The 21124-nt window shown below is 39.3% G+C and carries 21 protein-coding genes and 1 tRNA gene; 12 read left to right on the top strand and 10 right to left on the bottom strand.

Annotated elements, in window-relative coordinates; translation table 11 throughout:
- Positions 1–20: 20 nt before the first annotated feature.
- From OQ279_RS08035 to OQ279_RS08060, 6 genes are read right to left on the bottom strand one after another with little or no spacing between them, the layout of a single operon-like run.
- On the bottom strand, positions 21–1307 hold the full coding sequence (locus tag OQ279_RS08035; RefSeq protein WP_266069356.1) for a hemolysin family protein: 1287 nt from the start codon (positions 1305–1307) through the stop codon (positions 21–23).
- A gap of 5 nt (positions 1308–1312) precedes the next feature.
- Positions 1313–1501, bottom strand: coding sequence for a hypothetical protein (locus OQ279_RS08040; protein ID WP_266069357.1), 189 nt, complete (start codon positions 1499–1501; stop codon positions 1313–1315).
- A complete protein-coding gene (gene lptC, locus OQ279_RS08045) occupies positions 1498–2064 on the bottom strand; it encodes an LPS export ABC transporter periplasmic protein LptC (RefSeq protein WP_266069359.1) in 567 nt (188 codons plus the stop codon). The genes OQ279_RS08040 and lptC overlap by 4 nt, the downstream gene beginning before the upstream one ends.
- Before the next feature lies 1 nt (position 2065).
- Positions 2066–3436 (bottom strand): tetratricopeptide repeat protein, encoded by a 1371-nt coding sequence (locus tag OQ279_RS08050; RefSeq protein WP_266069361.1) that lies wholly within the window; start codon positions 3434–3436, stop codon positions 2066–2068.
- Positions 3437–3470: 34 nt separating this feature from the next.
- Complete coding sequence (gene bamG / locus OQ279_RS08055) at positions 3471–4718, bottom strand: BamG family beta-barrel-assembly machinery protein (protein ID WP_266069363.1); 1248 nt, start codon at positions 4716–4718, stop codon at positions 3471–3473.
- Positions 4715–5446, bottom strand: coding sequence for a type III pantothenate kinase (locus OQ279_RS08060; RefSeq protein WP_266069364.1), 732 nt, complete (start codon positions 5444–5446; stop codon positions 4715–4717). Before OQ279_RS08060 ends, bamG begins: the two co-directional genes overlap by 4 nt.
- Positions 5447–5564: 118 nt before the next feature.
- Between OQ279_RS08060 and OQ279_RS08065 the strand changes: the two genes are divergently transcribed.
- Positions 5565–5640: transfer RNA gene (locus OQ279_RS08065), tRNA-Phe, on the top strand.
- Positions 5641–5911: 271 nt separating this feature from the next.
- Here OQ279_RS08065 and OQ279_RS08070 read toward each other — a convergent pair.
- From OQ279_RS08070 to OQ279_RS08080, 3 genes are all read right to left on the bottom strand, one after another.
- Complete coding sequence (locus tag OQ279_RS08070) at positions 5912–6124, bottom strand: hypothetical protein (protein WP_266069365.1); 213 nt, start codon at positions 6122–6124, stop codon at positions 5912–5914.
- A 68-nt stretch (positions 6125–6192) separates the two neighbouring features.
- Positions 6193–6588: a hypothetical protein gene (locus OQ279_RS08075; RefSeq protein ID WP_266069366.1), complete on the bottom strand. Its 396-nt coding sequence runs from the start codon at positions 6586–6588 to the stop codon at positions 6193–6195.
- A gap of 605 nt (positions 6589–7193) precedes the next feature.
- Positions 7194–9650 (bottom strand): TonB-dependent receptor, encoded by a 2457-nt coding sequence (locus OQ279_RS08080; RefSeq protein WP_266069367.1) that lies wholly within the window; start codon positions 9648–9650, stop codon positions 7194–7196.
- Positions 9651–10268: 618 nt separating this feature from the next.
- Between OQ279_RS08080 and OQ279_RS08085 the strand changes: the two genes are divergently transcribed.
- The 11 genes from OQ279_RS08085 to OQ279_RS08135 all read left to right on the top strand — a co-directional run bounded on the left by OQ279_RS08085 (position 10269) and on the right by OQ279_RS08135 (position 19275).
- On the top strand, positions 10269–11201 hold the full coding sequence (locus tag OQ279_RS08085) for a CsgG/HfaB family protein (protein WP_266069368.1): 933 nt from the start codon (positions 10269–10271) through the stop codon (positions 11199–11201).
- The gene (locus OQ279_RS08090) at positions 11198–11524 is read left to right on the top strand and encodes a hypothetical protein (protein ID WP_266069371.1); all 327 of its coding nucleotides are present in this window, start codon (positions 11198–11200) and stop codon (positions 11522–11524) included. Before OQ279_RS08085 ends, OQ279_RS08090 begins: the two co-directional genes overlap by 4 nt.
- A complete protein-coding gene (locus OQ279_RS08095) occupies positions 11521–11865 on the top strand; it encodes a DUF4810 domain-containing protein (protein ID WP_266069372.1) in 345 nt (114 codons plus the stop codon). Before OQ279_RS08090 ends, OQ279_RS08095 begins: the two co-directional genes overlap by 4 nt.
- Positions 11862–12554 (top strand): GNA1162 family protein, encoded by a 693-nt coding sequence (locus OQ279_RS08100; protein ID WP_266069373.1) that lies wholly within the window; start codon positions 11862–11864, stop codon positions 12552–12554. The genes OQ279_RS08095 and OQ279_RS08100 overlap by 4 nt, the downstream gene beginning before the upstream one ends.
- Before the next feature lie 195 nt (positions 12555–12749).
- A complete protein-coding gene (locus tag OQ279_RS08105) occupies positions 12750–13571 on the top strand; it encodes a carboxypeptidase-like regulatory domain-containing protein (RefSeq protein ID WP_266069374.1) in 822 nt (273 codons plus the stop codon).
- Positions 13572–13690: 119 nt separating this feature from the next.
- On the top strand, positions 13691–13999 hold the full coding sequence (locus tag OQ279_RS08110) for a hypothetical protein (protein ID WP_266069375.1): 309 nt from the start codon (positions 13691–13693) through the stop codon (positions 13997–13999).
- Positions 14000–14294: 295 nt separating this feature from the next.
- Positions 14295–15635 carry a ferredoxin reductase family protein gene (locus OQ279_RS08115; RefSeq protein ID WP_266069376.1) on the top strand — a complete coding sequence of 447 codons (1341 nt, stop codon included), beginning with the start codon at positions 14295–14297 and terminating at the stop codon, positions 15633–15635.
- A gap of 262 nt (positions 15636–15897) precedes the next feature.
- Positions 15898–16935, top strand: a complete 1038-nt coding sequence (locus OQ279_RS08120) for a hypothetical protein (protein ID WP_266069377.1) — start codon at positions 15898–15900, stop codon at positions 16933–16935.
- A 391-nt stretch (positions 16936–17326) separates the two neighbouring features.
- On the top strand, positions 17327–17821 hold the full coding sequence (locus OQ279_RS08125) for a hypothetical protein (RefSeq protein WP_266069378.1): 495 nt from the start codon (positions 17327–17329) through the stop codon (positions 17819–17821).
- Positions 17822–17864: 43 nt separating this feature from the next.
- A complete protein-coding gene (locus OQ279_RS08130; protein ID WP_266069379.1) occupies positions 17865–18116 on the top strand; it encodes a hypothetical protein in 252 nt (83 codons plus the stop codon).
- A gap of 283 nt (positions 18117–18399) precedes the next feature.
- Positions 18400–19275 (top strand): DUF808 domain-containing protein, encoded by an 876-nt coding sequence (locus OQ279_RS08135; protein WP_266069380.1) that lies wholly within the window; start codon positions 18400–18402, stop codon positions 19273–19275.
- Positions 19276–19459: 184 nt separating this feature from the next.
- Here the strand turns inward: OQ279_RS08135 and OQ279_RS08140 are convergent, their stop codons facing one another.
- Complete coding sequence (locus OQ279_RS08140; protein WP_266069381.1) at positions 19460–20656, bottom strand: DUF7282 domain-containing protein; 1197 nt, start codon at positions 20654–20656, stop codon at positions 19460–19462.
- Between the last annotated feature and the right edge of the window lie 468 nt (positions 20657–21124).

Raw genomic sequence — 21124 nt, forward strand, 5'->3', positions numbered from 1 at the left:
ATGTGAGGAAAAACTAAAAATTAATCGTTTGGGTTCACGATCACCTCTACAAGCTCAATCCTTGTGTTGGAAACTTCTTTGATATAAAAGGTAAAACTATCAATTTCAACGACTCCGTCCTTTGGCGGAATTTCTTCGGTGTGATCAAGAATATAACCGCCCAGGGTCTCATAATTCTCTCCTATGGGAATGTCCAGCTTATAGTTCTCATTGAGATAATCTACCTCCAAACGGGCTGCAAAAAGGTACTTATTCTCCTCAAGTTTTTCTTCTATAAGAATTACAGGATCGTGCTCATCTTCTATTTCTCCAAACAGCTCTTCCACGATATCTTCTACGGTCATCATTCCACTGGTGCCGCCATATTCATCTATCACCACCGCAATACTCTTCCTTTTTTTGATAAGGATATTAAGAACATCTTTCACCAGCATGGTCTCGGGCACAAAGACTACCGGCAACAGGATAGATTTTATGGTAGGCGGTTTTTTGAAAAGCTCAAAGGAATGGATATAACCAATAATGTCGTCAATATTCTCCCGGTACACCAGGATCTTAGACAGCCCCGTTGCGGTGAAAGTCTCCACCAGCTCCCGCGGATCGGTAGTAATGTCTACAGCCACGATCTCTGTACGGGGAATCATAACTTCCCTGGATTTTACTTCGGAAAATTCGAGGGCATTCTGAAAGATCTGTATTTCGGAATCTACCTCCTGGTCGTGCTCAATCTTGTCCATTTGCTCAGAAATATAATTTCCGAGTTCCACCTTTGTGAAAGCCAATTGCACTTCATCTCCCTGGGTTTTAAAGAACCTTTTCAAAACGAGATCTGAAACCCATATCACAAAAGAGGATATAAAACTGAAGAGCAGGTAAAATAAATAGGCAGGTACGGCAAAGAACTTCAGAAAGAAATTGGCATAGATTTGGAAGAACACTTTGGGTAAAAATTCCGCAGTAAGCAGAATAATAAGTGTGGAAATAACGGTTTGAGTGAGAAGGCTGAGATTTGTAAGCAGGTAAACTACTATTTCATTGCTAAAGTGATCGGGTGTGAGCCATGCCATTAAGAGATCTCCCATAAAAAACCCGTAGATAACCAGGGCAATGTTATTGCCCACCAGCATAGTAGCAATAAACTTTGAAGGTTTACGGGTAAGACGGGTAAGTATTTTGGCTAAAAAATCATTCTGCTTCTTCTCAATTTCAACATGAATCTTGTTGGCAGACACATAAGCGATCTCCATACCCGAAAAGAAAGCTGAAAGAATAAGGGAACACAGAATAATAACGATCTCGAAGGCCATAGTACCTATTTCCTGTTATCGTACTTGTGCCTGAAATGTCTTCTAAAGAAGAACATGAATATGGCTATCACCACAAAGAAAAGGAAGAGATAGGCCTGGTTGCGTTGATCATTCCAAATGACCACAGCCTCGTAAAGAAAGAACGCTGCGGCTGCCAGGTAGGCAAATTCAAAAAACTTCGAAAATTTTATCATTGTTTGTCTTCTTCTAAAATTTGCACCCCAACATTTGATCTTGAACGGAAATTAGTGAATTCCTGATTGCTATCAAAACCCTTTCCTTCATTGATCGCTCCATTCTTGAACCTGATGGTGTTAGGATGATCTGTAAAAACCCAGTTTCTCACCTGGTCCCAATAAAGCTGATCTGCAGTGAGCTTTGTGCTATCACTGGTCACCACCACCACATCACCCTGCAAATCTATAAGCCCTGTCTCATTATAAACAATACCATAATTGGCAGTTATGGTATTCTTTTGTTGGTTCTCGTCAAAAAATTCTACGATAACACCATCAGGAAATTCGCGATAGGGAAAAGCTTTGTTTGAAAAATCCCTCATGGTTTCACTTCTAAGAGTAGCCACCACCTTTCCGGAATCAACATACTTCATGTTAATTCCCACCCCTATAGATTGCGGTGCATCTTCGGGGATCTCCATTTGCCTAACGCCTTTCAAATTCCCCTCACAAGAAAAAAGCATTGTCACAACAAGGGTTGTGACAATGCTTTTAAAAAATATCCTGTATGTAAATTTCATACTACAAATTAGGTACGCGAATGCTTTCTCCTATCCAACATCCAATGTTGATGGTTTTACCCTGCATGTCATTCTGGAAGATATCGCTACGTTGTGGTGCTCTACCCCTGTATGCAGATGCAGTCTCATTAGCAGTACTGCTTATTGACGGATCAACTCTTGCGGCTCTCTCGGCATATTCTGCAGCTTTCCAGTATACAGCTCTTTTTTCAAAAGCAGTATTTCCACAGTTGTTTGCACTTTGAGCGATCATGTTAGAGATTTGGAGGTAAGCCCTACCAAATGATGGTTTTGAGCTTATAGCCTTACGATACATATTTCTGGCCTGCCCAAACTGGCCTTTATCTTTGTACTGGTTCGCAATCTTGTAATAAATACTTGCTCTTGCAGATGGGTCTTTTTGCAGTTCGGCTGCCTGGTTGTAATATTCAAGCGCTTTACTTTGGTTTCCATTTGCTTCGGCTAATTGACCAAGAGAGTAAGCAGAACTTGCAGATGGCTCTAATTTATGAAGAGCTTCAGACACCTTTACAAAAAGTGGATCTTCAGTACAATCTTTTGCAGACAACCTGCTATTCACTCGCTTCAACCATTCAGTATCACCGTTTTTAGCTTCAAAATCTTTGCTGTAAAGCGGGATAAGGTTAGTACAATCTGCACGTTGACCAAGTTTTGCGTTGATACTTCCTTTTACAGCACTATAGGCTACAAGGTTTTTCTCATATGCATTAAGTCTTGCCTTATCTTTAGAAGAAAGCTCTTCTCCAGCCTCCTGCTTTTCAATTAAGCTAGCTAAAGACTCAGCAGTCTCATTCTCCTGCTCTTCAAGTTTGGCGATAACAACATCATATTTGTCAAAAACCTCCTGAAGATCTTTTTTACCGGAATCCTGCAACTCTACCAACAGGTAGAAGTAAGTATACAGTGACTTGGCATTGAGACTGTTTGGATCTGCTTCAAAAGCTTTATCAAAAGCCTCATATTGCTCTTCAGTTGAACCCAGTTTTACATCAAACATGAGCTGCGCGATATCGGCATTAACATCTCCTGCATCGGTCTTTGCAGGGAAATGCTGCAAACGCTCTTTATATAATTTTATAAGCTCCTGCGCTACGCTTTCTTTCTCAGCATCGGGTGCATTGTCAAGGCGATCTTTCAATATCCTTTCTCCGTACTGATAGGTTGCTATATGATAGGAAGGACATTCCTCTCTTAAGGTTTGAATTCTGGTCCAGGCCGCATCATAGTTTTTTGCCTTTGCATCGCTATAGGCCAGGGCTGCTGTGGTGGCACATTCCTGATTAGCCTGTGCCTGCAAGGCCCCTGTTCCCAGAACAACCCCTGAAAGAAATAATATTACCTTGGTTTTCATAGTATAAGTTTTATTCCTGATTAATAGTTTGTGATTATTCGAATCTTCTTTTGATAAACCACCTGTCGTTCAACGAGAGGCTTATCATAGCATTAAAAAAGTTTTCCTGGATTAATCCGGCGCTTGTTGTACCGCGCTGTCCATACTCAAATCCCAGATTAATGTTGGTCAACATCCTTCCTGCTGGTAGTCCTAAACCAAAAGCTATGCCAAACTCATTAATAGACTCTCCATTAAGGTGAAGCCCGGTCTCTTCCATACGAAGACCCCCACGATATACAATTCGGCTAAAGTAGCTGGTAAGAGAGTTATAGTTGGGAATGAAAAATCCTCCAATTTTATATTTAGAAGCCTGTTCAAATGACGCTCCTTCTATTGCAAAGGCACGGTTGCTGTAATCTCCCGCTTCGGTTGTAGAAAATTCTCCTCCTAAAAACCATTTATGAGGCCGTCCTACTCCTGCTCCTATACTAAAGCTTGAAGGCAAAACAAAATCTGACGCAGGCTCAGAAACATCACGACTATCTACAGTAATCTCCCTGCCGTCAACCCCTAACAATATCGTGGCAAGCTCTCTTTGGTTGTCTGTTTTCAAAGTAGTTTCGGGCGTGTAGTACGCCCCCATTTTAAACTGCAGGCTTTCAGTGAGCATCCTCTCGTAATCAAGCCCGATTTTATAAGTGAAACCACTAAGGTCACTTCTGTTTATTTCCCGGGAGCTATATTGCACATCTTCGCGTACCAGTATGCTTTTATTCTGAATATTTCCGAAGTTATAACTAGCGTCTACGCCAATATTGATATTTGAGGTTATTTGATAACCCGCAGCGAGAAAGACCCGGTTAAGACCACCTTTTCCTGTATACCTGTTTCCTATCCCTTCGTCCTGATTGATATCATCTATGTTATAACCCACAGAAGAATAAGGTACCAATCCAAATGCAAAACCAAATTTACCCGTTGGAATTCCCACAGCTAAATAATCAAGCGAACTTGAACTAGCATTTTCACTCTCGTCTCCACTCTTTATCTCAACAGAATTGCCACTCAGTCCAACTGTATAAGTAGTTAACCTAAGCCTGCCCAGTGCTGCCGGGTTTTGCAGGTTGACATGAATACTATCTGAGAAAATGCTGAGACCACCCATTGATCTGTTTTCTACGGTACCTTTGAAGGTGTTTAATCCCAGCCCGTAAAAAGAATAAGGTGAGGAAGTTCGCTCCTGAGCGGTCGTAATCACTGAAAATAAAATGAATACGATTATAAACAATCGTTTTGTCATTGATCGATATTAAATTCGAGAATAAAATTTAAACCCTCCAACAAGAAATTGGAGTTCGCAAATATGCCATTTTTTAAGTTTCCAGACAAGAAAGTTGCATCTCCACCGGTAATTATAACTATTAAATTGTTATATTTTTCTTTATACTTACCAATTATCCCCTCAATTTCCATGAGCGTGCCATTTACAACACCCGAAGTTATTGAGGAAGTGGTGGAATCACCAATTAATTCATGTCCTTCTCCTGCTTCTACTAACGGAAGATTTGCCGTAAAATTATTTAGTGCCAAAAATCGCATTTTTAAGCCCGGAGAAATTCCGCCGCCCAGGTATTCTTCTCTGGCAGTTTTAAAGTCGTAGGTAATGCAGGTGCCGGCGTCTATCACCAATACATTCTTACCTGCATGGTATTTTACGGCAGCAGCGATTAGAGCTTTCCTGTCGTTCCCCAAAGTAGCAGGTGTTCCATAGTTATTTTTGAAGGGTAGCAGGGTTTCTGCGGAAAGCTCTACAACCCTAACCGATTTTTCAGCTCCTTCAGGAAGCTTCCATTTTGCCGAAGACACGTTGGAAACCACTAAATTTTTGATTCCCGGATGAAGTTTCAGGATTTCAGAAATTTTTTTATTTAAATCGGATTTATCTGCTGAAATTTTCAGAAGGATTTCATCCTGCTGAAAAACAGCCAGTTTAGCAATTGTATTGCCTATATCAACAACGAGATTCATGGCAGTTATTTGAAAAAGCTAAAGTACAAAAGCATTTTTTTTCAATTTCCCTTGGGAGATATTAAATTTGAATATATATTTGCACCCGCTTACTACAAGGTAAGCCGCTTTAAACACTGGTGCCTTAGCTCAGTTGGTAGAGCAAAGGACTGAAAATCCTTGTGTCCCTGGTTCGATTCCTGGAGGCACCACCATCAAAGCAGAAACCCTCAAATGAAAATTTGAGGGTTTCTTTATGCCTTAAGACTTCAGACCATTTCGGGGATCAAGGGATCATGATCCATTAAAACTACTAATTGAGATAGGAAGTTCTATTGGCTGCTTAAATTTTCAAAATAATCACTGATTATCCAACTACCACTACTGCTAAATATGGTAATTCCTACATACCCATTACCGGATAAAAGAACTAATCTCTCATCATTAGGTAAATCTACCTCATAATGATTAGAACCATTGAAGTATTCATTTTTCACCCTCCGTTATTCTCTTTTTTCCTTCGTCAGTCTCAATTTCTAAATAGGAATGATGAATCTTTGCAATCTTTTCTGTTTGAACTCCCTCATATTCTCCTCTAAATACTTCAGGAATATCTAAACTTCCCGAAGTATTATCTGAATCGTTGGAACAAGATAAGCTAAGAACAAACACCAACAATAAAATACTTTTTTTTATCATAACATCATTAATGCTTAAGCCGAAGACAATACTATCATACTAGTATTGCTGTTTCATTTCATTATAAATTATTGTTTAACTAATATAGTGTTCTGAGATTGAACCCATGCAATTTCATCATTCGAAATTTTTCTAAATTCAAATTTCATCGTTTGCCCTGAACTAAAAATCAGGTGTAAAGAATAATAATCGGATGAAACATCTTGTTCGATTTCAACTTTCTGCCCTAATTCACGCGAATGGTTGACAAGATCCCCATAGCTGGTATCCAAAAGATTTTGTAGCAGCACGACATCACTCCCTGTAAATCTAAAACCTACATCTCCTGTTATTGAACCTTCTGCTAACCAAGTCCCCTGTATCCAATCTGGGGGATTAATACCATTAGAATTTACTTCATCATTATCTGAAGAACATGACAGAAAAATCATCGGTAAAAAGAACAGATAGAAAATTTTTTTCATAAAAGTTATTTTTTGTTTTAAACTATAATCACAAATAGCTTAAAAACGAGGTTCTCCTTAAATAAAAGACTCATATAGTGATATTCAAGATTTGGCACCTTTACTCAGTGCAATAAATAAAAAAACAGTCCTTCATTATATCATTCGGCAAGAAGCTTTGAGAAAAACTTCCTCATAAAACTTTATTTTGCAGGCTGATATTCCATTTTCTCAAGTAGGGCGTATTGGAAGAAGAGAATTGAATACATTTATTAGCACAGCTTAAGCACTATCCAAAGCTGTAAAAATTCAAGCAAAAAACTTATCTAAATTTTAATAGAATAAATTTCCTGTATAGATACTAAAATTTTCTTAAACAAAAAAGCTCTTAAAAAAGGTATTTTTCAATTGTATTATAGGGAACATTTCTCTTAAGCAGCTATTATTTTTTCTACTTACACAGTTTTTCTAGATAGTGTCAACAAATGTTATCGGTTACCTAAACCTTCAGGAAAACCAACAAAGAAAAATGCCATTTTTGACACTTCCTGCCTGACTTCTCCCAAACAAAAAACCGCCCCGGAATTTCTTCCGAAGCGGCTATTTCTATTCCAGTTTATGTTTTACTAGAATTTATAGGTAAAGCTGGCCGCAAAATTTCTTGGCGTTTGCGGATTGATTGTTGACCAACCATTATAGTATTCCTCATTAGTAAGGTTGTTTAGCTTCAGATTAACCGAAAACTTCTCTGCATTATAGAAAACTGCTGCATTTAGAACGGTATACGATGAAAGTGTGAAGGTTCCAAGATTTCTATTGAAGATCATGTTCTCACCTGCATAGTTTCCTCCAAAACCAATTCCGAAACCATCCAGGTTACCGGCAAAGCTGTAGCTCGCCCATAGGTTCGCAAGATTTTTAGGCCCGGCAGTTTCAGGGCGTAAACCAGACTCTTCAAGTTCACTTTCATTGTAGCTGTAACCTGCAATTACATTTAACCCATCAACAGGAGTGGCGGTAATACTGGCTTCAAAACCGCGGCTATACTGCTCTCCCTCCTGCACGTAGTAGAACGGCCTGTCCATATCTTCCATCACAATGTTGGAAACTTTGATATCATAGTAGCTAAGGCTGGCAGAAACGCGGTCTTTAACAAGGTTTAGCTTGGTTCCCACCTCCAGCTGCTTAGCTCTTTCAGGATCAAAGCTCACGGTAGTTGTAGCACCCTCTGCAGGATTCCCCTGCTCTCGCGGATCAACATTGCTGAAACCATCCATATAGTTAACAAAAACTGAAACTCTTTCCAGGATTGGCTGATAAACAAGTCCGAATTTTGGAGAAAGCGCTGTCTGGCTGTTATTCTCGCCTTCAAACTGGTCAATTCTCAAGCTGGCCATAGCAGAAATCTTAGGAGTAATATTCAGCACATTAGAAATATAGGCACTGTACACTTCTTCAGTGATCGTAGAATTATTCAAAGCTACACCTGAAAGCAGGTTGTTTACCGATGCTTCCGAAAGTAATCCGCTATCATTGTTCCTCACATAATTAGCGGGATCAAATCTGCCAAAGACGCTTTCATTCACATTCTGCAGGCTTGCATCGCCTATGTACACATTTCCGTTAGCGATATAACCTGAACTATTGTCGATAGTCTCCCTGTTAAAATAATCAAGCCCAACAACCATGCGGTTTCTCAAATCTCCAATCTTGAAATCTCCAATAAAGTTCTGCTGAATATCACTGGTTAGCGTGGTAGAATTCTGATTATTCATGTAACGGGTAAAGACAAAACCTTCATCTAAATTGGTCACAGAACCTTCTACCTCTGTACGCCCCATGTAGAACCGTGTGGTTTCGTACAAATAGGAGTAGTAACCAAGAGATTTAGAAGAACTTCTGGAAAAGACTGTTTGAGACGTCCAGTTATCAGACAACTTGTATTCCATTTGCCCCTGAAGGCTGTAATTTGGGTTCTTAAGAGTTAGATCGTTGCTTGTATAAGAACGATTAGGGTCATAACCCAATTCATCCATATTTGTAGCCTTTAACGGCGCGCCCCTGTCAAGAAATAACATAGCAGGATTGGTACTTTCAGAAGTATAGAATTCGGTGTTTATCAAAAATGACAAACGATTATTTACCTTATAGCTCAACGAAGGCGCCACAAAGAAAGATTCGCTGAAGCCAAGATCCTGAAAGCTATTTTGTTTGCGATATGCGGTGTTTACACGCAAAGCCACGTCACCATCTTCATCAAGAGGCATATTCACATCGGCTGTAACACGATTCATCCCGAAGCTTCCCATGGTGTAGGAGATATTTCCGCCAAAGTAATCGTACGGCTTTTTTGTCACCACGTTTATCAACCCACCATAAGAGATAAGGCTGCTTCCATAAAGGGTCCCAGAAGGGCCTTTAATGACTTCTATGCTTTCAATATTAGCAGGATCGGGGCTTCCATTGGTCAAACCGGGTAAGCCGTTGACCAAAGTAGGCTGTACGGCGAAACCTCTTATAGAGAAATATCCGGCGCCATCACTTCCCCTACCTGTAGATTCCCAGAGTTTGGTAATTCCGGGAGCATTTTTTAGGGCATCGTCAAAAGAAGTGATCACCTGCTGCTCCAGCAATTCTCCCGTTATAGTATTGTAAACCTGCGGGTTTTCAATATCTTTTAGAGGAAGTTTAGCCACATACTGACTTTTAGCTCTTGCAAAGCTGTTGATGTTAGCGTTACCGGTGATAATTACCTCATCCAGATCCTCTTCATTATTTCTCAAAATAACAGCAGGAATTTCAGTAGTTTGCCCGGCCTGAACTGAAAAAGCAAGATCTTTGTTTTCATAACCCACGTAAGAAACCCGAAGCGTATAATTTCCCTGCGGAATGGCTTTAATAACAAATTCCCCGTTCCGGTTGGTTTCTGAACCCAGGCTTGTTCCTAAAACATTCACATTAGCATTGGCAATAGGATTACCGTTACTGCTAATGACATTTCCTTCAATGTTTCCTGTTGCCTGACTAAAACCAATTGTAGCCATAAGCATAAACAAAAACATGATGTAGTATTTCTGATGCATTTTATATAAATTAATTTAGACTAATTATAAATAGAGCGCAAATCTAGGAAGCATAATCTAAATACAAAAGCTTATTTAAAACAATTACAAATAAAAAATACAGGCAAATACCCTAAACTGAAGAAAGTCAGTAAATTAAAAATCATTTTTTTTAAAAGGCCCTGAAGGCAGCTGATTAAGCCCACGGAAGACCTGTTTATACCACGGAAACGCAGATCTGTTGATTATATAGTGGATTTTTATCATGAAGAGAACTATTTTCATTTCTTCATAGGGCTGAAGTCAATTCACATCTAACCTAAATTTCATATTGATTTGGTAATCAATGGTTTTTTTGTTTATATTTAAAAACTAGTTAACGAGTTAAGGGCAGAAGCGACTCCCTACAAGCTTTTGTCTGATTATCATCCAGACCTTTTTCGATTAAAAAATTATAAAAGTTTCTACTGAGTGCATTAGCGGAATATACTTTTATCTACAATATCAACTTTTTTAAGAAACTTTAACAATATTTTCTTAATATTGTGTAGTCATCTGGACCTTCTGCCCTACCAGAAAATTTCCCGAGGAGATTATCCGGAATTCCGGTAAAATATTCTTTTTAAAACTTATTGTACAATGAAAAAAACTCTAATGAGCCTTGCACTTGGATGCACCCTCATAGGCTGTACTGTGCAGCAAAAAGTGGTTCAAGTGGAACCACAAGTCATGGAAGTAAAGCAACCCGAGGCGCAGGGACTAAAACGAAAAGTTGCTATTGCTCGTTTTTCGAATGAAACTCAGTATGCCAAAGGAATCTTTTATGACAAAGAAAATGATCCAATTACCAATCAGGCGCTGGACATTTTAACCACCAAATTGGCTTCCTCGAACAAGTTTATTCTTCTGGAACGGCAGGAGATGGATAAAATCATGGAAGAATATAAACTTTCAGATAATCAGGGGCAGAAAGTAGGGGCCGATTATTTAATTATAGGTTCGGTCACTGAATTCGGGCGTAAAAATATTGGCGATGTAAATGCTTTTTCACGAAGTAAGACCCAAACCGTACAAGCGGGCGTCAGTTTACGTCTGGTTGATGTTTCCACCGGCCAGATCATTTATTCTGAAGAAGCCAAAGGTGAGGCCGAAACCACGAACAAAACCGTGATGGGTCTTGGGGAGCGCACAGATTATGACGCAACTCTTAGTGATAAAGCAATTTCGGTGGCAATTTCTAAACTAGTAGAAAATATCATTAATAACTGTATGGACAGGCCCTGGAAATCTTATTTCCTTTCTTATGACGAGGATGGAATATTAATATCTGGTGGTGCCAGTCAGGGGATTAAAGTGAATGACATTTTTGAAGTCGTTGAAAAAGGCAAATCAGTTAAAAATCCGCAGACAGGAATGATGGTCGAATTACCAGGTAAAACAGTAGGAAAAGTAAAAGTAATGTACATGGGTGGTGAAAGTCCACAGTCTCAATTCTCCATGGTTTCTTTTGTGGAAGGAGCGATTGACACCAGTACTCTGGACAGGTATTATATTAAAGAAACGAAAATATGAAAAAAATGATCCTTTTATTTACTGTGTTTACAACATTAGGATGTACCGGCGTAAAAACCACCACTTCAGGTTTAGAAAATGAAGCCTTTCTTATTTTCCTGGGGAATCCGAAGAATTATGAATCTGGCGTAGAGGTAAGTATCGATGACAATACCTCCTTTTCAGCAGAAGTCCAAAAAGACCATAGTGACAGACCAAAAGGAAAAGTATATGCCATTTCCACAGGATCTCATAACCTTTCTGTTCTCTATAATGGTGAGGTAATCTATCAAAAAAAAATATTTGTATCTACTCAAGAGACTAAAAAAATAAAACTACCATGAAAAAAATAATTTTACTATTTAGCGTAGTCATACTGGCCATGTCCTGCAGTGCCCCCAAACAATTATACTCTTGGGAAAAATATGAAGCCGCCAGCTATAATTATATCAAAAACAGTGACGAAGCTTCCTTAGTGGCCCTGCTTGAGAATTATGAGAAAGTGATTTCAAAACAAAAAGGGACAAGAGGTGTTGTCCCCCCCGGGATACACGCCGATTATGGCTTTATCCTGATGAAAACCGGAAGATTAGCCGAAGGAAAAGATATGTTGGCTAAAGAAATACAGCTTTACCCCGAATCTAAAATATTTATTGATAGAATATTAAAAATGACCGAGTTATGAAAAAAGCCCTGTTTATCTTCAGTCTGCTTGTTTTAAGCCTAGCCAGTTGCAGTGCACCGAAAGTTGCTAAATCTACTGCCTATCAACAAATGTATGAGCAGGAGCCTTTGACAATTTTGTTGATGCCGCCCATCAACCGAACCACAAATGTGGAAGCCAAGGAATATTTTCATACTACCTTAAATGTTCCCCTGGCAAATGCAGGATATTATGTAGTTCCTCCATTTCTGTCAATGGAGATCTTAAAGAAGGAAAGTGCCTATGATGCCGAGTTATTTCTGAATTCACCGCTAAAAACATTCGGAGAAATCTTTGGTGCTGACCTGGCTGTTTTTACGATCATCAATAAATGGGACAAGTCAGCCATTGGCTCCACTGTAAAGGTAGAAGTAGAATACATTATAAAATCCACCCGTACTAACGAGGTTTTATATAATAGAAAAGGAGAGGTTGTTTATGATACATCAGTCAGTACCGGGGCTGGCGGTGTATTAGGTTTGGTTGCAGATCTTGCAGTATCTGCCCTGAATACAGCTGCGACTAAATATGTTGACGTTGCCAAGGCCTGTAATTCATATACGTTTGGGGATCTCCCCACGGGGAAATACAATCCGAAGTTTAAGCAGGATGGGAATGAACTGGCTGGTCCTAAAGTATTCACGGTGCGCCTAAAAAGCGGGATGTACTAAGAGGACTGTCTGATTATCCACGATTAGAGCTGTCTAAAAGCTGTTAAATTATCATTCTGATTTTTTTTTAATCTTATTGATTTAATAATCAAAGTGAAAAGAACCTGAAGCGCCTGAAGTTAGGAGACAGGTAGACGGGAAATGACTTTTTAGACAGTTTTTTGAACTAAAACCCTGTTAGGTATAAATTTAAACATGAAAAAATCTATTTCCGCCTTAGTTGTTTCACTATGTCTAAGCCTTTCTGCCTTTTCGCAGGAAATTGAAATTAGCGGACTACTTATTGACTCCGAAACCAATAATCCTGTTGAATTTGCGAATATGGGTGTGGTCAATAAAAATAAAGGTACAGTTTCAAACCTGGATGGAAAGTTTAAGATCAAATTTCCTAAAGCCTTTGCAAGCGATAGCCTTACCATTAGTCACGTGAATTATCAAACGGTAAGAATTCCCATTAAAACCTCCAAAAACCTCGTGATTCAACTTCAGCCCAATGAAAACAAATTATCTGAGGTTATAGTGACTAACAGGAAGAAGAAAAATAAGAAAATAGGAGTTAAAAGTTACAACCCATTATTATGGGTGAGTACCATCTCAACTGAAATGGACGTTATCGAAAGTGCAAAACAAATTAAAATTCCAAACAATAAAACTGTTAGAGTTAAAGATGTGAATTTTTATATGAGACGTGGCTTTGAAGCAGATAGTGCCTATATAAGAATAAATTTTTATGAGAACCTGGACGACCGACCTGGAGATAGAATAATCTTCAAAAATATTATTCAACGAAAACTTATTGAGCAGGGGTGGGTGAACATTGACCTTACGAAATACTCCGTTTACCTTGAAGAGGACTTTTTTGTTGGAGTGGAAATCATACCAGACGCTAAAAAACCACGTAAAGTTTTTATGGGAGCTATCCTCACTAAAGGAAATGCTTATATGAGAGGAAGCAGCCTGGGAAAATGGGAAGAAGTGGAAGGAGCACAATCAATTAATGTAGAAGTAGAGTATTAGGAAACAAAAACCAAGATCCAACTAATTGAAAATCAATAATTAATTTAACATGAGCTGAAATTATTAAATGCCAGAAAAGTATAACTTTAGATAATTCTTAATCATCAAAAATTTTATGCATGAAAAAAATTCTTGTCTTCACTATAGCTCTCGCCTTTTTTAGTTGTAACTCTAATAATAACTCATCCTCAAAAGAAGATGCTCCCGGGATAGCTTCTAATTTAGAGTTAGCTAAATACTCCATTGATAAAATACTGGAAGAGGCAGATTACTGGGAAAACCAACCAGATTCGCTTATAATGGCTCCCTACGGAACAAAATGGAGTATTCAATTAGATTCTTTAAAAGCCAAAATGACTGAAAATGAAATACAGGAGTTTAATGAGTATGCCAGGAAGAAGTTTGACGAAAAATATTCTCAATCCTGATAATCAAGAACCATAGCAAACAATTAAATAACTAATCTTACTAAAACATAGTGTACAAACACTGCTACAGTAAGTGTAAGCAGTCTCCAAAAATGCCATTTTTGGAACCTTTTTTTAAGGTAGAATTTCCTCCGGTTTCCATCTCCTCAATTAGGTTTTTATTGTAATTTTAGAGTGCTGATCAATGTGGTAATACACATTGGTTTTTACAAGAATCCTTCCACCCTTTCAGGACATCTTAGAAACAGCAGCAGTACTGCTGTGCATTAGTATGAAAATCACTAAGCTATAAGATATGTTGTCCTATAACCTCACCACCAGCCCCGGAACAAACAGGCTGACAGGTAAACACCCAGGTGCTATTATTTTTTGGGGAATTGCGCTGCTGGTTATCCCGCTGTGGATGCTCTCCTATCCCGAAACTACGGTAAAGCACAATGCCACTCCTTTTCTTGTATATGCAAGTCAGTTATTTTCCCTCACCGGCTTTGCGTTGCTTGCCCTCAGCTTAATATTAACTTGCCGGTTAACATTCCTCGAAAACTGGTTTGGAGGCCTTGACAAGGTGTACAAAATGCACCGCACCACAGGGAAATTTGCCTTCTTTTTGATCCTGGCGCATCCAATTTTCCTCGCGCTTAGGTGGATTCCAACCGATGTTTCCAAAGCCCTCTGGTACCTGTTCCCCCTTCACCGCCGCATGGAAATTGACCTTGGCAGCTGGTCGCTTTGGGGAATGATCTTACTTGTAATCTTTACCCTGGTTGTAAAGATCCCGTATGATAAATGGAAGATCTCCCATAAGTTCATGGGTTTTTTCTTTATTTTAGGAGTAGCGCATATCTTCTTTCAGGGGATCTTTTTTTCTGAAAATCCTGCTCTTGGAATTTATATGGGACTGCTGTCAGTTGGTGGCATTTCGGCCTGGTTGTACAAGTCGGTTTTATTCGATCTTGTAAAAAAGAAAAGTCTGTATTCAGTCACGGGAGTCCGGTATTTAAACAACTATATTGTAGAAATTGAACTTCAGCCAAAAAAGAAAAAAGATACTCATTTCCGGCCCGGGCAGTTTTACTTCTTTTCCTTTCTTTCTGAAGATATTTCGGCAGAGAGCCATCCTTTTACCATCTGCGATCACAGCCGGGACGGGAAAATATCGATCATGGTAAAATCTTTGGGAGATTACACCCACCGGCTATATGCCCTAATCAAACCTAATACTCCGGCTTTACTTGAAGGCCCCTACGGTCGATTTAATTTTAAGACTGCCAGCAAACAGCAGGTTTGGCTGGGTGGCGGCGTGGGAATTGCTCCTTTTCTTAGCTGGGCCAACTACCTGCTTAGCCATCCCGATGATCCCCTGAGCGTAAAATTATATTATTGCGTGCAAAATGCCGCCGCAGCGACACATATATCGACTTTTCAAGCCTTAGAAAAGAAAATGCCACATTTTCATGTGGAAGTGATCTCCCAGGAAACCGACGGCTACTTTCATCCCGAAAATCATCCTGAAATCCAAAACAGTGACATCTTTTTCTGCGGACCCAGGAACATGCGGAAGGCTGTTTGCAAAGAACTTAAAGCGCTCAAGATCCCTAAAGCAAGAATACATTCTGAAGAATTTGATTTCGATTAAAAGTTGTCCTTTAAGATGATTTCTTGAAATACAGGAAAATTTGGCATCACCAAAAAGGCCGGGCAGGAACTTTACTTGAATTAATTCTGCATGTTTTTCATCTTTTAGCACCCTGAAAACTCTTCAAATTCAGCAGATTGATCTTATAAAAATTACTTCTGAAAAATGCCATTTTTGACACTCAATTCAGGAAAATATTTAAAAAAATTTTGCTCCTACATACCTGTATATTAATTACATTCACCTCTATAAATTTTGATGTATGTCTTCAAAAATATTCAGGTCATTACTCATGTCGGCCTTACTCGTTTTTCTATTTTCCTGTTCAGAGGAGGATTCTTCCGCAGAAGAAGAACAACCACCTAAAACTCCCGAAGAGACTGTAGACTCCTTTAATTACATCGCGCTACAGAACGATGGCACGCTGTATACCATTGGGAATAACACGGGCCAGGTGACCCAGACAGATAGAATTCCCGGGATAGAATTTAATACCATCTTTAATTCGGTTACCTCATCGGGATCAAAGATCTTTATCTATGAACACCGTTTTGACCCTCCAAAAGGCATTCTTTATATTTACGATAAGCAATCGGGTAAAACTGTATCTGCCATTCTTGATTTTCCGGAAGAATTTGGAGAGAATACTGCATTGATGTCTTTAGACTGGGATGAAGAAAACAAAAATCTTATAGGAATTACCAGAGAAGACCTGGATTTGCCCACCAGTGTTAAGCCTGTTAAAATGGTTAGAATTGAACCGGATACTTTTAAGGTGACCACAACTTCTGAAGTTGATCTACATTCCATGGGCTATTCCAACGTGTATTCCACAAGCCTCATAGGTCAAAAAATATATGCCGTAACCCTCAAAAACAGCAATTGGGATCCCGATCTTCTGGAAATCGATCTTGAAAATGACGCTGTAGAAGTTCTTCCGTTCACGGGCCGGGAAGCCGGGATCACCAACCTTGGATACAGCGGGAATGGCCATACACTCTTCGGATTTTCACCAGTACCAAACTCCAATTTAATGGCAGAAGTGAGGCCGGTAACTTTCAACGTGCAGGATGGTACAGTGAAGGAAATCTCTAAAGTTCCACGCATTTCAACCCTTAACTTTGCTCATAAAACTTTTTACAATAAAGAGGCAAAAGAATTTGCTGAACTGATAGGAGCTGATAATAAAAAACACCTTTTTAAGTACAGGCCTTCAACAGGTGAATATGAAATGATTGAAATTCCCGATCCTAATAGTATTTTTTCGGTTGTAAACATCATTGGAGTTACAGAACTTTAATGATCATTAGCTAATTTATCGCACACCACCCAAGCAGTTAAAATTCGGCTAAGGCCTACTTATGTCTACATTCTAAGCTTTTCTTCTGGCAATTATCAGGAGAGGCCTGGAATAGCTTCGGAATTTCATTAGCTCATAACTTGCTTTTAACCAGCTCATAAATTTTCACCTACCCCTAAAGAATTTCAAATTTTCTATCTATATTGTCGGAAATTTAACAGGACAATTTCTTCTGAAGATATTTCTAAAGATCCCTGTCCTGTCACCCGAAGAAACAGCACTCCCTACAGCTGTTAGACTTACGACTCTATGTGAATCTGCCGAATGAAAAAGGCCGATGATCTCCCTACAAGAGTTTTATGTAAGTCACCGACTTAAGAATGAAAAGATTATGATTTGGTTTAAGATTAAAAGGCTTGAAAAGCTCCTGGCCCACGGTGAGCTTTCAGATTTCATTGCGTTTAAATATTTTTTGGCCCATCTTCTGCTTTTGGCCCTTTTGTACAACTTCCCAGCAAATTCTGTAGATGTTCCCGTATGGTCGCTATATCTAAAGCTAATCGTTGCTCTCACTGCGATCTCCTGGGGAATGGGAAAGACTTTCGAAATTAACCAGAATGGCGACGGCAAAGATTATCTAAAGCGCGTGATCTCGCTATCTCTTGTTGCCAGTCTTAAAACTATTGTTGCATTTTTTATTCTTGCCGCATTCATTGCTACAGCTACTCTTCTCGCTGCAAAAATGGGCTTTTATCTAACCGATTTCTGGAATCAGATTCTCTCTTTATTCATACATCTCCTTTTGATAGGAATTTATTATAAGATTCTGCTTAGCTCCTTCAGCCGTATTAATACCGCCGTGAGTAAGCAACCAAAACCCCTCTAATCTACAACCATCAACCAAACCAGCATCAAACCTAATCACAGTTATGAAAGCTATACAAAGAATTATAATTTTCACCATTATCAGCCTGTCCGGAGTCAGCATGTTATTTACAGACTGGGAAAAATACGAGGCCACGCCCTGTGGAAAACCCCCGGTAGGAATGAGATCGGAAGTTTTGTCGGCAGGCAGCACATCACAGGATTCTATTGTAAATAAGTATCAGATTTGTCGCAGCAACAGCGAACTTGAGCTACTCTCACAATTTCGTCATCGTAGGGCCCGGGCTATTCTTTAGGCAATAAGCTTTTAAATAATTTTGCTGAAGAATAGCACTCTTCCTCAAAATTGTTCAATAAAGACTTTTTTAATTTCTTCGGAAAAGATATTTTATGTGCGAGTAAAACCACTTCAGCTTACCTCTCAAAAATGGCATTTTTCAGCAGAGATTTTCCCGCTGCTTTAAGCGAGTTCCTTGCTTTTTAATAATAAAGTTATGTGAAGATGAACCAACTCCTCTCCTAATGCTCCTGAAATTTCCAAAAACCGCTTATCTTGCCTGCAAAAAATTATAACCAACTATGGCTTCAGGATTTTTTGCTCTTTTAGATGATATTGCCACTTTAATGGACGACGTTGCCATGATGTCTAAAGTCGCCGGAAAGAAAACTGCAGGAATCCTTGGTGACGACCTTGCGGTGAATGCCGAAAAGGCCTCCGGCTTCATGTCTTCCCGTGAATTGCCGGTGTTATGGGCAATCACAAAAGGCTCCTTTTTAAACAAGTTGATTATCCTGCCACTCGCCTTCTTGCTAAGCGCCTTTCTGCCAGCTGCAGTGACCGTAATTCTGATCATTGGCGGACTATATCTGGCATACGAAGGTGCAGAGAAAATTTATGAATATTTCTTTCCTCATGCTCATGAAACTGATACACCTAAACTCGAAAAACTTTCCGAAGAAGAGATTTTAAGGATCGAAAAAGAAAAAATCAAATCGGCCATTTTAACCGATTTTATACTTTCAGTAGAGATCGTCATTATTGCGTTGGGCAGTGTTACCAACGAAACTCTGGTCACGCAAATTCTTGTGGTTACCGTCATTGCTTTTATAGCTACCGTTGGCGTGTACGGTATTGTGGCCCTCATTGTAAGAATGGATGAATTTGGGGCAAAACTCATAGACCTTAATGATCGAAAAGACAGTATCTCAGACAAAATAGGAGGTTTTTTGGTTAGGGCACTGCCCAAGGTCATTAAAAGCCTTTCGATAATTGGAACTATAGCTTTACTCCTGGTTTCAGGCGGAATTTTTGTTCATAACATTCATTTTATGCACGACCTTCTTCCCGGCTTACCGGGAATTCTGGTAGAGTTGCTCACAGGCCTGGCCGTTGGGATCTTAATGTTGTTGATCATAAAATCGGCCACCGGCGTCTGGAAGAAATTTGCTCACTAAGCCGTGTTTTGTACCTTGCGGAAAATCCTCTTCAAAAGTGCCATTTTTGGAGTACAAATGAACGAATTATTGATTTTTAGTTTAAATATTTAGGAGTAGCTGAACTGCTTCAGGTTAAGTTAAAATTCAGGAATAAAAAAAGGCTGCCAAAACCGGCAGCCTTTCAATATTAGCAATTATTTTACTATTCAAGAGTGATTGGAGTAACAATGATTCCGTCATCATCAAACAGAGGCAAATCAAGCCCGTTCATGTTGTCAAACTCATAGACTTCTTCAACTCCTGTGTCGTCATGCAGCATTACCCAAACGGTATCTCCTGCAGCAACATTGGCATCTTCTTCAAAAGTCACTACAACATCGGTGTTGTCTCCGGCTTCAAGGTACACAGGTTCAGAAATAATTTCGGGAACCTGAGGTCCGTCTCCGGCTTCATTAGTAGCATGAACTACAACCCATCCATCCATATCAACATTGATGCTTTCAACAGTAATAGTGTTGTCAACAATAGGCTGGTCATTTACTGTAAGCATACCGCTCATTGGTGCTTCAGTCACATCATTAATTGTAATTGGGGTAACCACAATATCTCCATCTTTTGTAAGAGGACTGTCAAGTCCATTCTCTCCATCAAATTCATAAACACCCTCTTCCCCGGTATCTTCATGGAGCATTACCCATAAAACATCTCCGGCTTCAACAGTGCCGTCTTCTTTTAATGGCACTCCTACATTAGCATAGGCACCGGCTTCAAGATAAACAGGTTGCGAAATGATTTCAGGAACCTGAGGGCCGTCTCCGGCGTCATTAGATTCGTGGATCACCACATACCCATCCTCTTCAAGGGTAATAGATTCAACATAAACCACCCCATTCACTAGATCCTGGTCGGCAGCAGTAAGCAAAACATCATCACCTTCTACAACTACAGTAAAGGGTACGGTTACAATATCTCCCTGTAAATCGGTAACAGGCGCATCAACACCGTTAACGGTATCAAATTCGTACACGCCGCTCTCCCCGTTATCTACGTGAAGCATTACCCATAGGGTTTCTCCATTTTGTACCTGCTCACCATCTTTTAATTCAATAGTCACATTAGTGGTAGGCCCATCATCAATTTGTTTGGGAACAGAGATAATTCCAGGCACTACAGGTGCTCCGTTATTATCACGGTGAATTACCACCCATCCGTCTTCACTAATATTTACTGAATTGATAGTTAAGGTACCATCCTGCACAGTTACCTGCTCATCTACAACAATAGCTCCGGTTGGTGGAAGATCGGGGTCTACCCCACCATCATCATCATCACTACACGCCACTAATCCGAGACTTAGAATCATTGGCAACATTAAAAGATAAAATTTCTTTAATTTCATAATAGCTCTTTTTTTAAGTTTTTTTCAAAGTACCCAGATAAGATTGCAATCCCCGTTAATGCTATGCTAAATACCCTCATAAAAACCCTAATTAATATTTCTTTAATAGTCTTCGGCTAAGCACCCCTACACTTTGCAATCCTGGCATGAGCATCTTTAAAAGTTCTTCGGAAAAGCTGTTCACTTTATACAAAAAAGACTGAAATATTAAACAAACTACAGTTTTTTACGAAAAAATACTTTTATAAATTTCTTTAATTGAAAATATTGAATATATTCACCAACTGTAAGCCATACATGAGCAATAAACAGTCCACATATAATCTATTTCTTTCCGCGACAGGGACTGTTGCCACGATGACTATTACTACAATGATTATGATTACCCCTTGGGGGTAGTGATCTAATATATTTCCGTCCGCATACCTTCTTGTTTTTAAACAAGACACTAAATCATTTATAGTCTTA

This window comes from Salinimicrobium profundisediminis (assembly GCF_026241755.1).
Taxonomy (GTDB): Bacteria; Bacteroidota; Bacteroidia; order Flavobacteriales; family Flavobacteriaceae; genus Salinimicrobium; species Salinimicrobium profundisediminis.

What these genes read in the sequence shown, in the direction of transcription:
- OQ279_RS08070 (WP_266069365.1), bottom strand. Translation starts at nt 6,124, where the DNA reads ATGATAAAAAAAAGTATTTTATTGTTGGTGTTTGTTCTTAGCTTATCT.
- OQ279_RS08120 (WP_266069377.1), top strand. Translation starts at nt 15,898, where the DNA reads ATGTCTTCAAAAATATTCAGGTCATTACTCATGTCGGCCTTACTCGTT.
- OQ279_RS08080 (WP_266069367.1), bottom strand. Translation starts at nt 9,650, where the DNA reads ATGCATCAGAAATACTACATCATGTTTTTGTTTATGCTTATGGCTACA.
- OQ279_RS08140 (WP_266069381.1), bottom strand. Translation starts at nt 20,656, where the DNA reads ATGAAATTAAAGAAATTTTATCTTTTAATGTTGCCAATGATTCTAAGT.
- lptC (WP_266069359.1), bottom strand. Translation starts at nt 2,064, where the DNA reads ATGAAATTTACATACAGGATATTTTTTAAAAGCATTGTCACAACCCTT.
- bamG (WP_266069363.1), bottom strand. Translation starts at nt 4,718, where the DNA reads ATGACAAAACGATTGTTTATAATCGTATTCATTTTATTTTCAGTGATT.
- OQ279_RS08105 (WP_266069374.1), top strand. Translation starts at nt 12,750, where the DNA reads ATGAAAAAATCTATTTCCGCCTTAGTTGTTTCACTATGTCTAAGCCTT.
- OQ279_RS08035 (WP_266069356.1), bottom strand. Translation starts at nt 1,307, where the DNA reads ATGGCCTTCGAGATCGTTATTATTCTGTGTTCCCTTATTCTTTCAGCT.
- OQ279_RS08085 (WP_266069368.1), top strand. Translation starts at nt 10,269, where the DNA reads ATGAAAAAAACTCTAATGAGCCTTGCACTTGGATGCACCCTCATAGGC.
- OQ279_RS08110 (WP_266069375.1), top strand. Translation starts at nt 13,691, where the DNA reads ATGAAAAAAATTCTTGTCTTCACTATAGCTCTCGCCTTTTTTAGTTGT.
- OQ279_RS08125 (WP_266069378.1), top strand. Translation starts at nt 17,327, where the DNA reads ATGATTTGGTTTAAGATTAAAAGGCTTGAAAAGCTCCTGGCCCACGGT.
- OQ279_RS08075 (WP_266069366.1), bottom strand. Translation starts at nt 6,588, where the DNA reads ATGAAAAAAATTTTCTATCTGTTCTTTTTACCGATGATTTTTCTGTCA.
- OQ279_RS08115 (WP_266069376.1), top strand. Translation starts at nt 14,295, where the DNA reads ATGTTGTCCTATAACCTCACCACCAGCCCCGGAACAAACAGGCTGACA.
- OQ279_RS08050 (WP_266069361.1), bottom strand. Translation starts at nt 3,436, where the DNA reads ATGAAAACCAAGGTAATATTATTTCTTTCAGGGGTTGTTCTGGGAACA.
- OQ279_RS08135 (WP_266069380.1), top strand. Translation starts at nt 18,400, where the DNA reads ATGGCTTCAGGATTTTTTGCTCTTTTAGATGATATTGCCACTTTAATG.
- OQ279_RS08060 (WP_266069364.1), bottom strand. Translation starts at nt 5,446, where the DNA reads ATGAATCTCGTTGTTGATATAGGCAATACAATTGCTAAACTGGCTGTT.
- OQ279_RS08090 (WP_266069371.1), top strand. Translation starts at nt 11,198, where the DNA reads ATGAAAAAAATGATCCTTTTATTTACTGTGTTTACAACATTAGGATGT.
- OQ279_RS08100 (WP_266069373.1), top strand. Translation starts at nt 11,862, where the DNA reads ATGAAAAAAGCCCTGTTTATCTTCAGTCTGCTTGTTTTAAGCCTAGCC.
- OQ279_RS08130 (WP_266069379.1), top strand. Translation starts at nt 17,865, where the DNA reads ATGAAAGCTATACAAAGAATTATAATTTTCACCATTATCAGCCTGTCC.
- OQ279_RS08095 (WP_266069372.1), top strand. Translation starts at nt 11,521, where the DNA reads ATGAAAAAAATAATTTTACTATTTAGCGTAGTCATACTGGCCATGTCC.
- OQ279_RS08040 (WP_266069357.1), bottom strand. Translation starts at nt 1,501, where the DNA reads ATGATAAAATTTTCGAAGTTTTTTGAATTTGCCTACCTGGCAGCCGCA.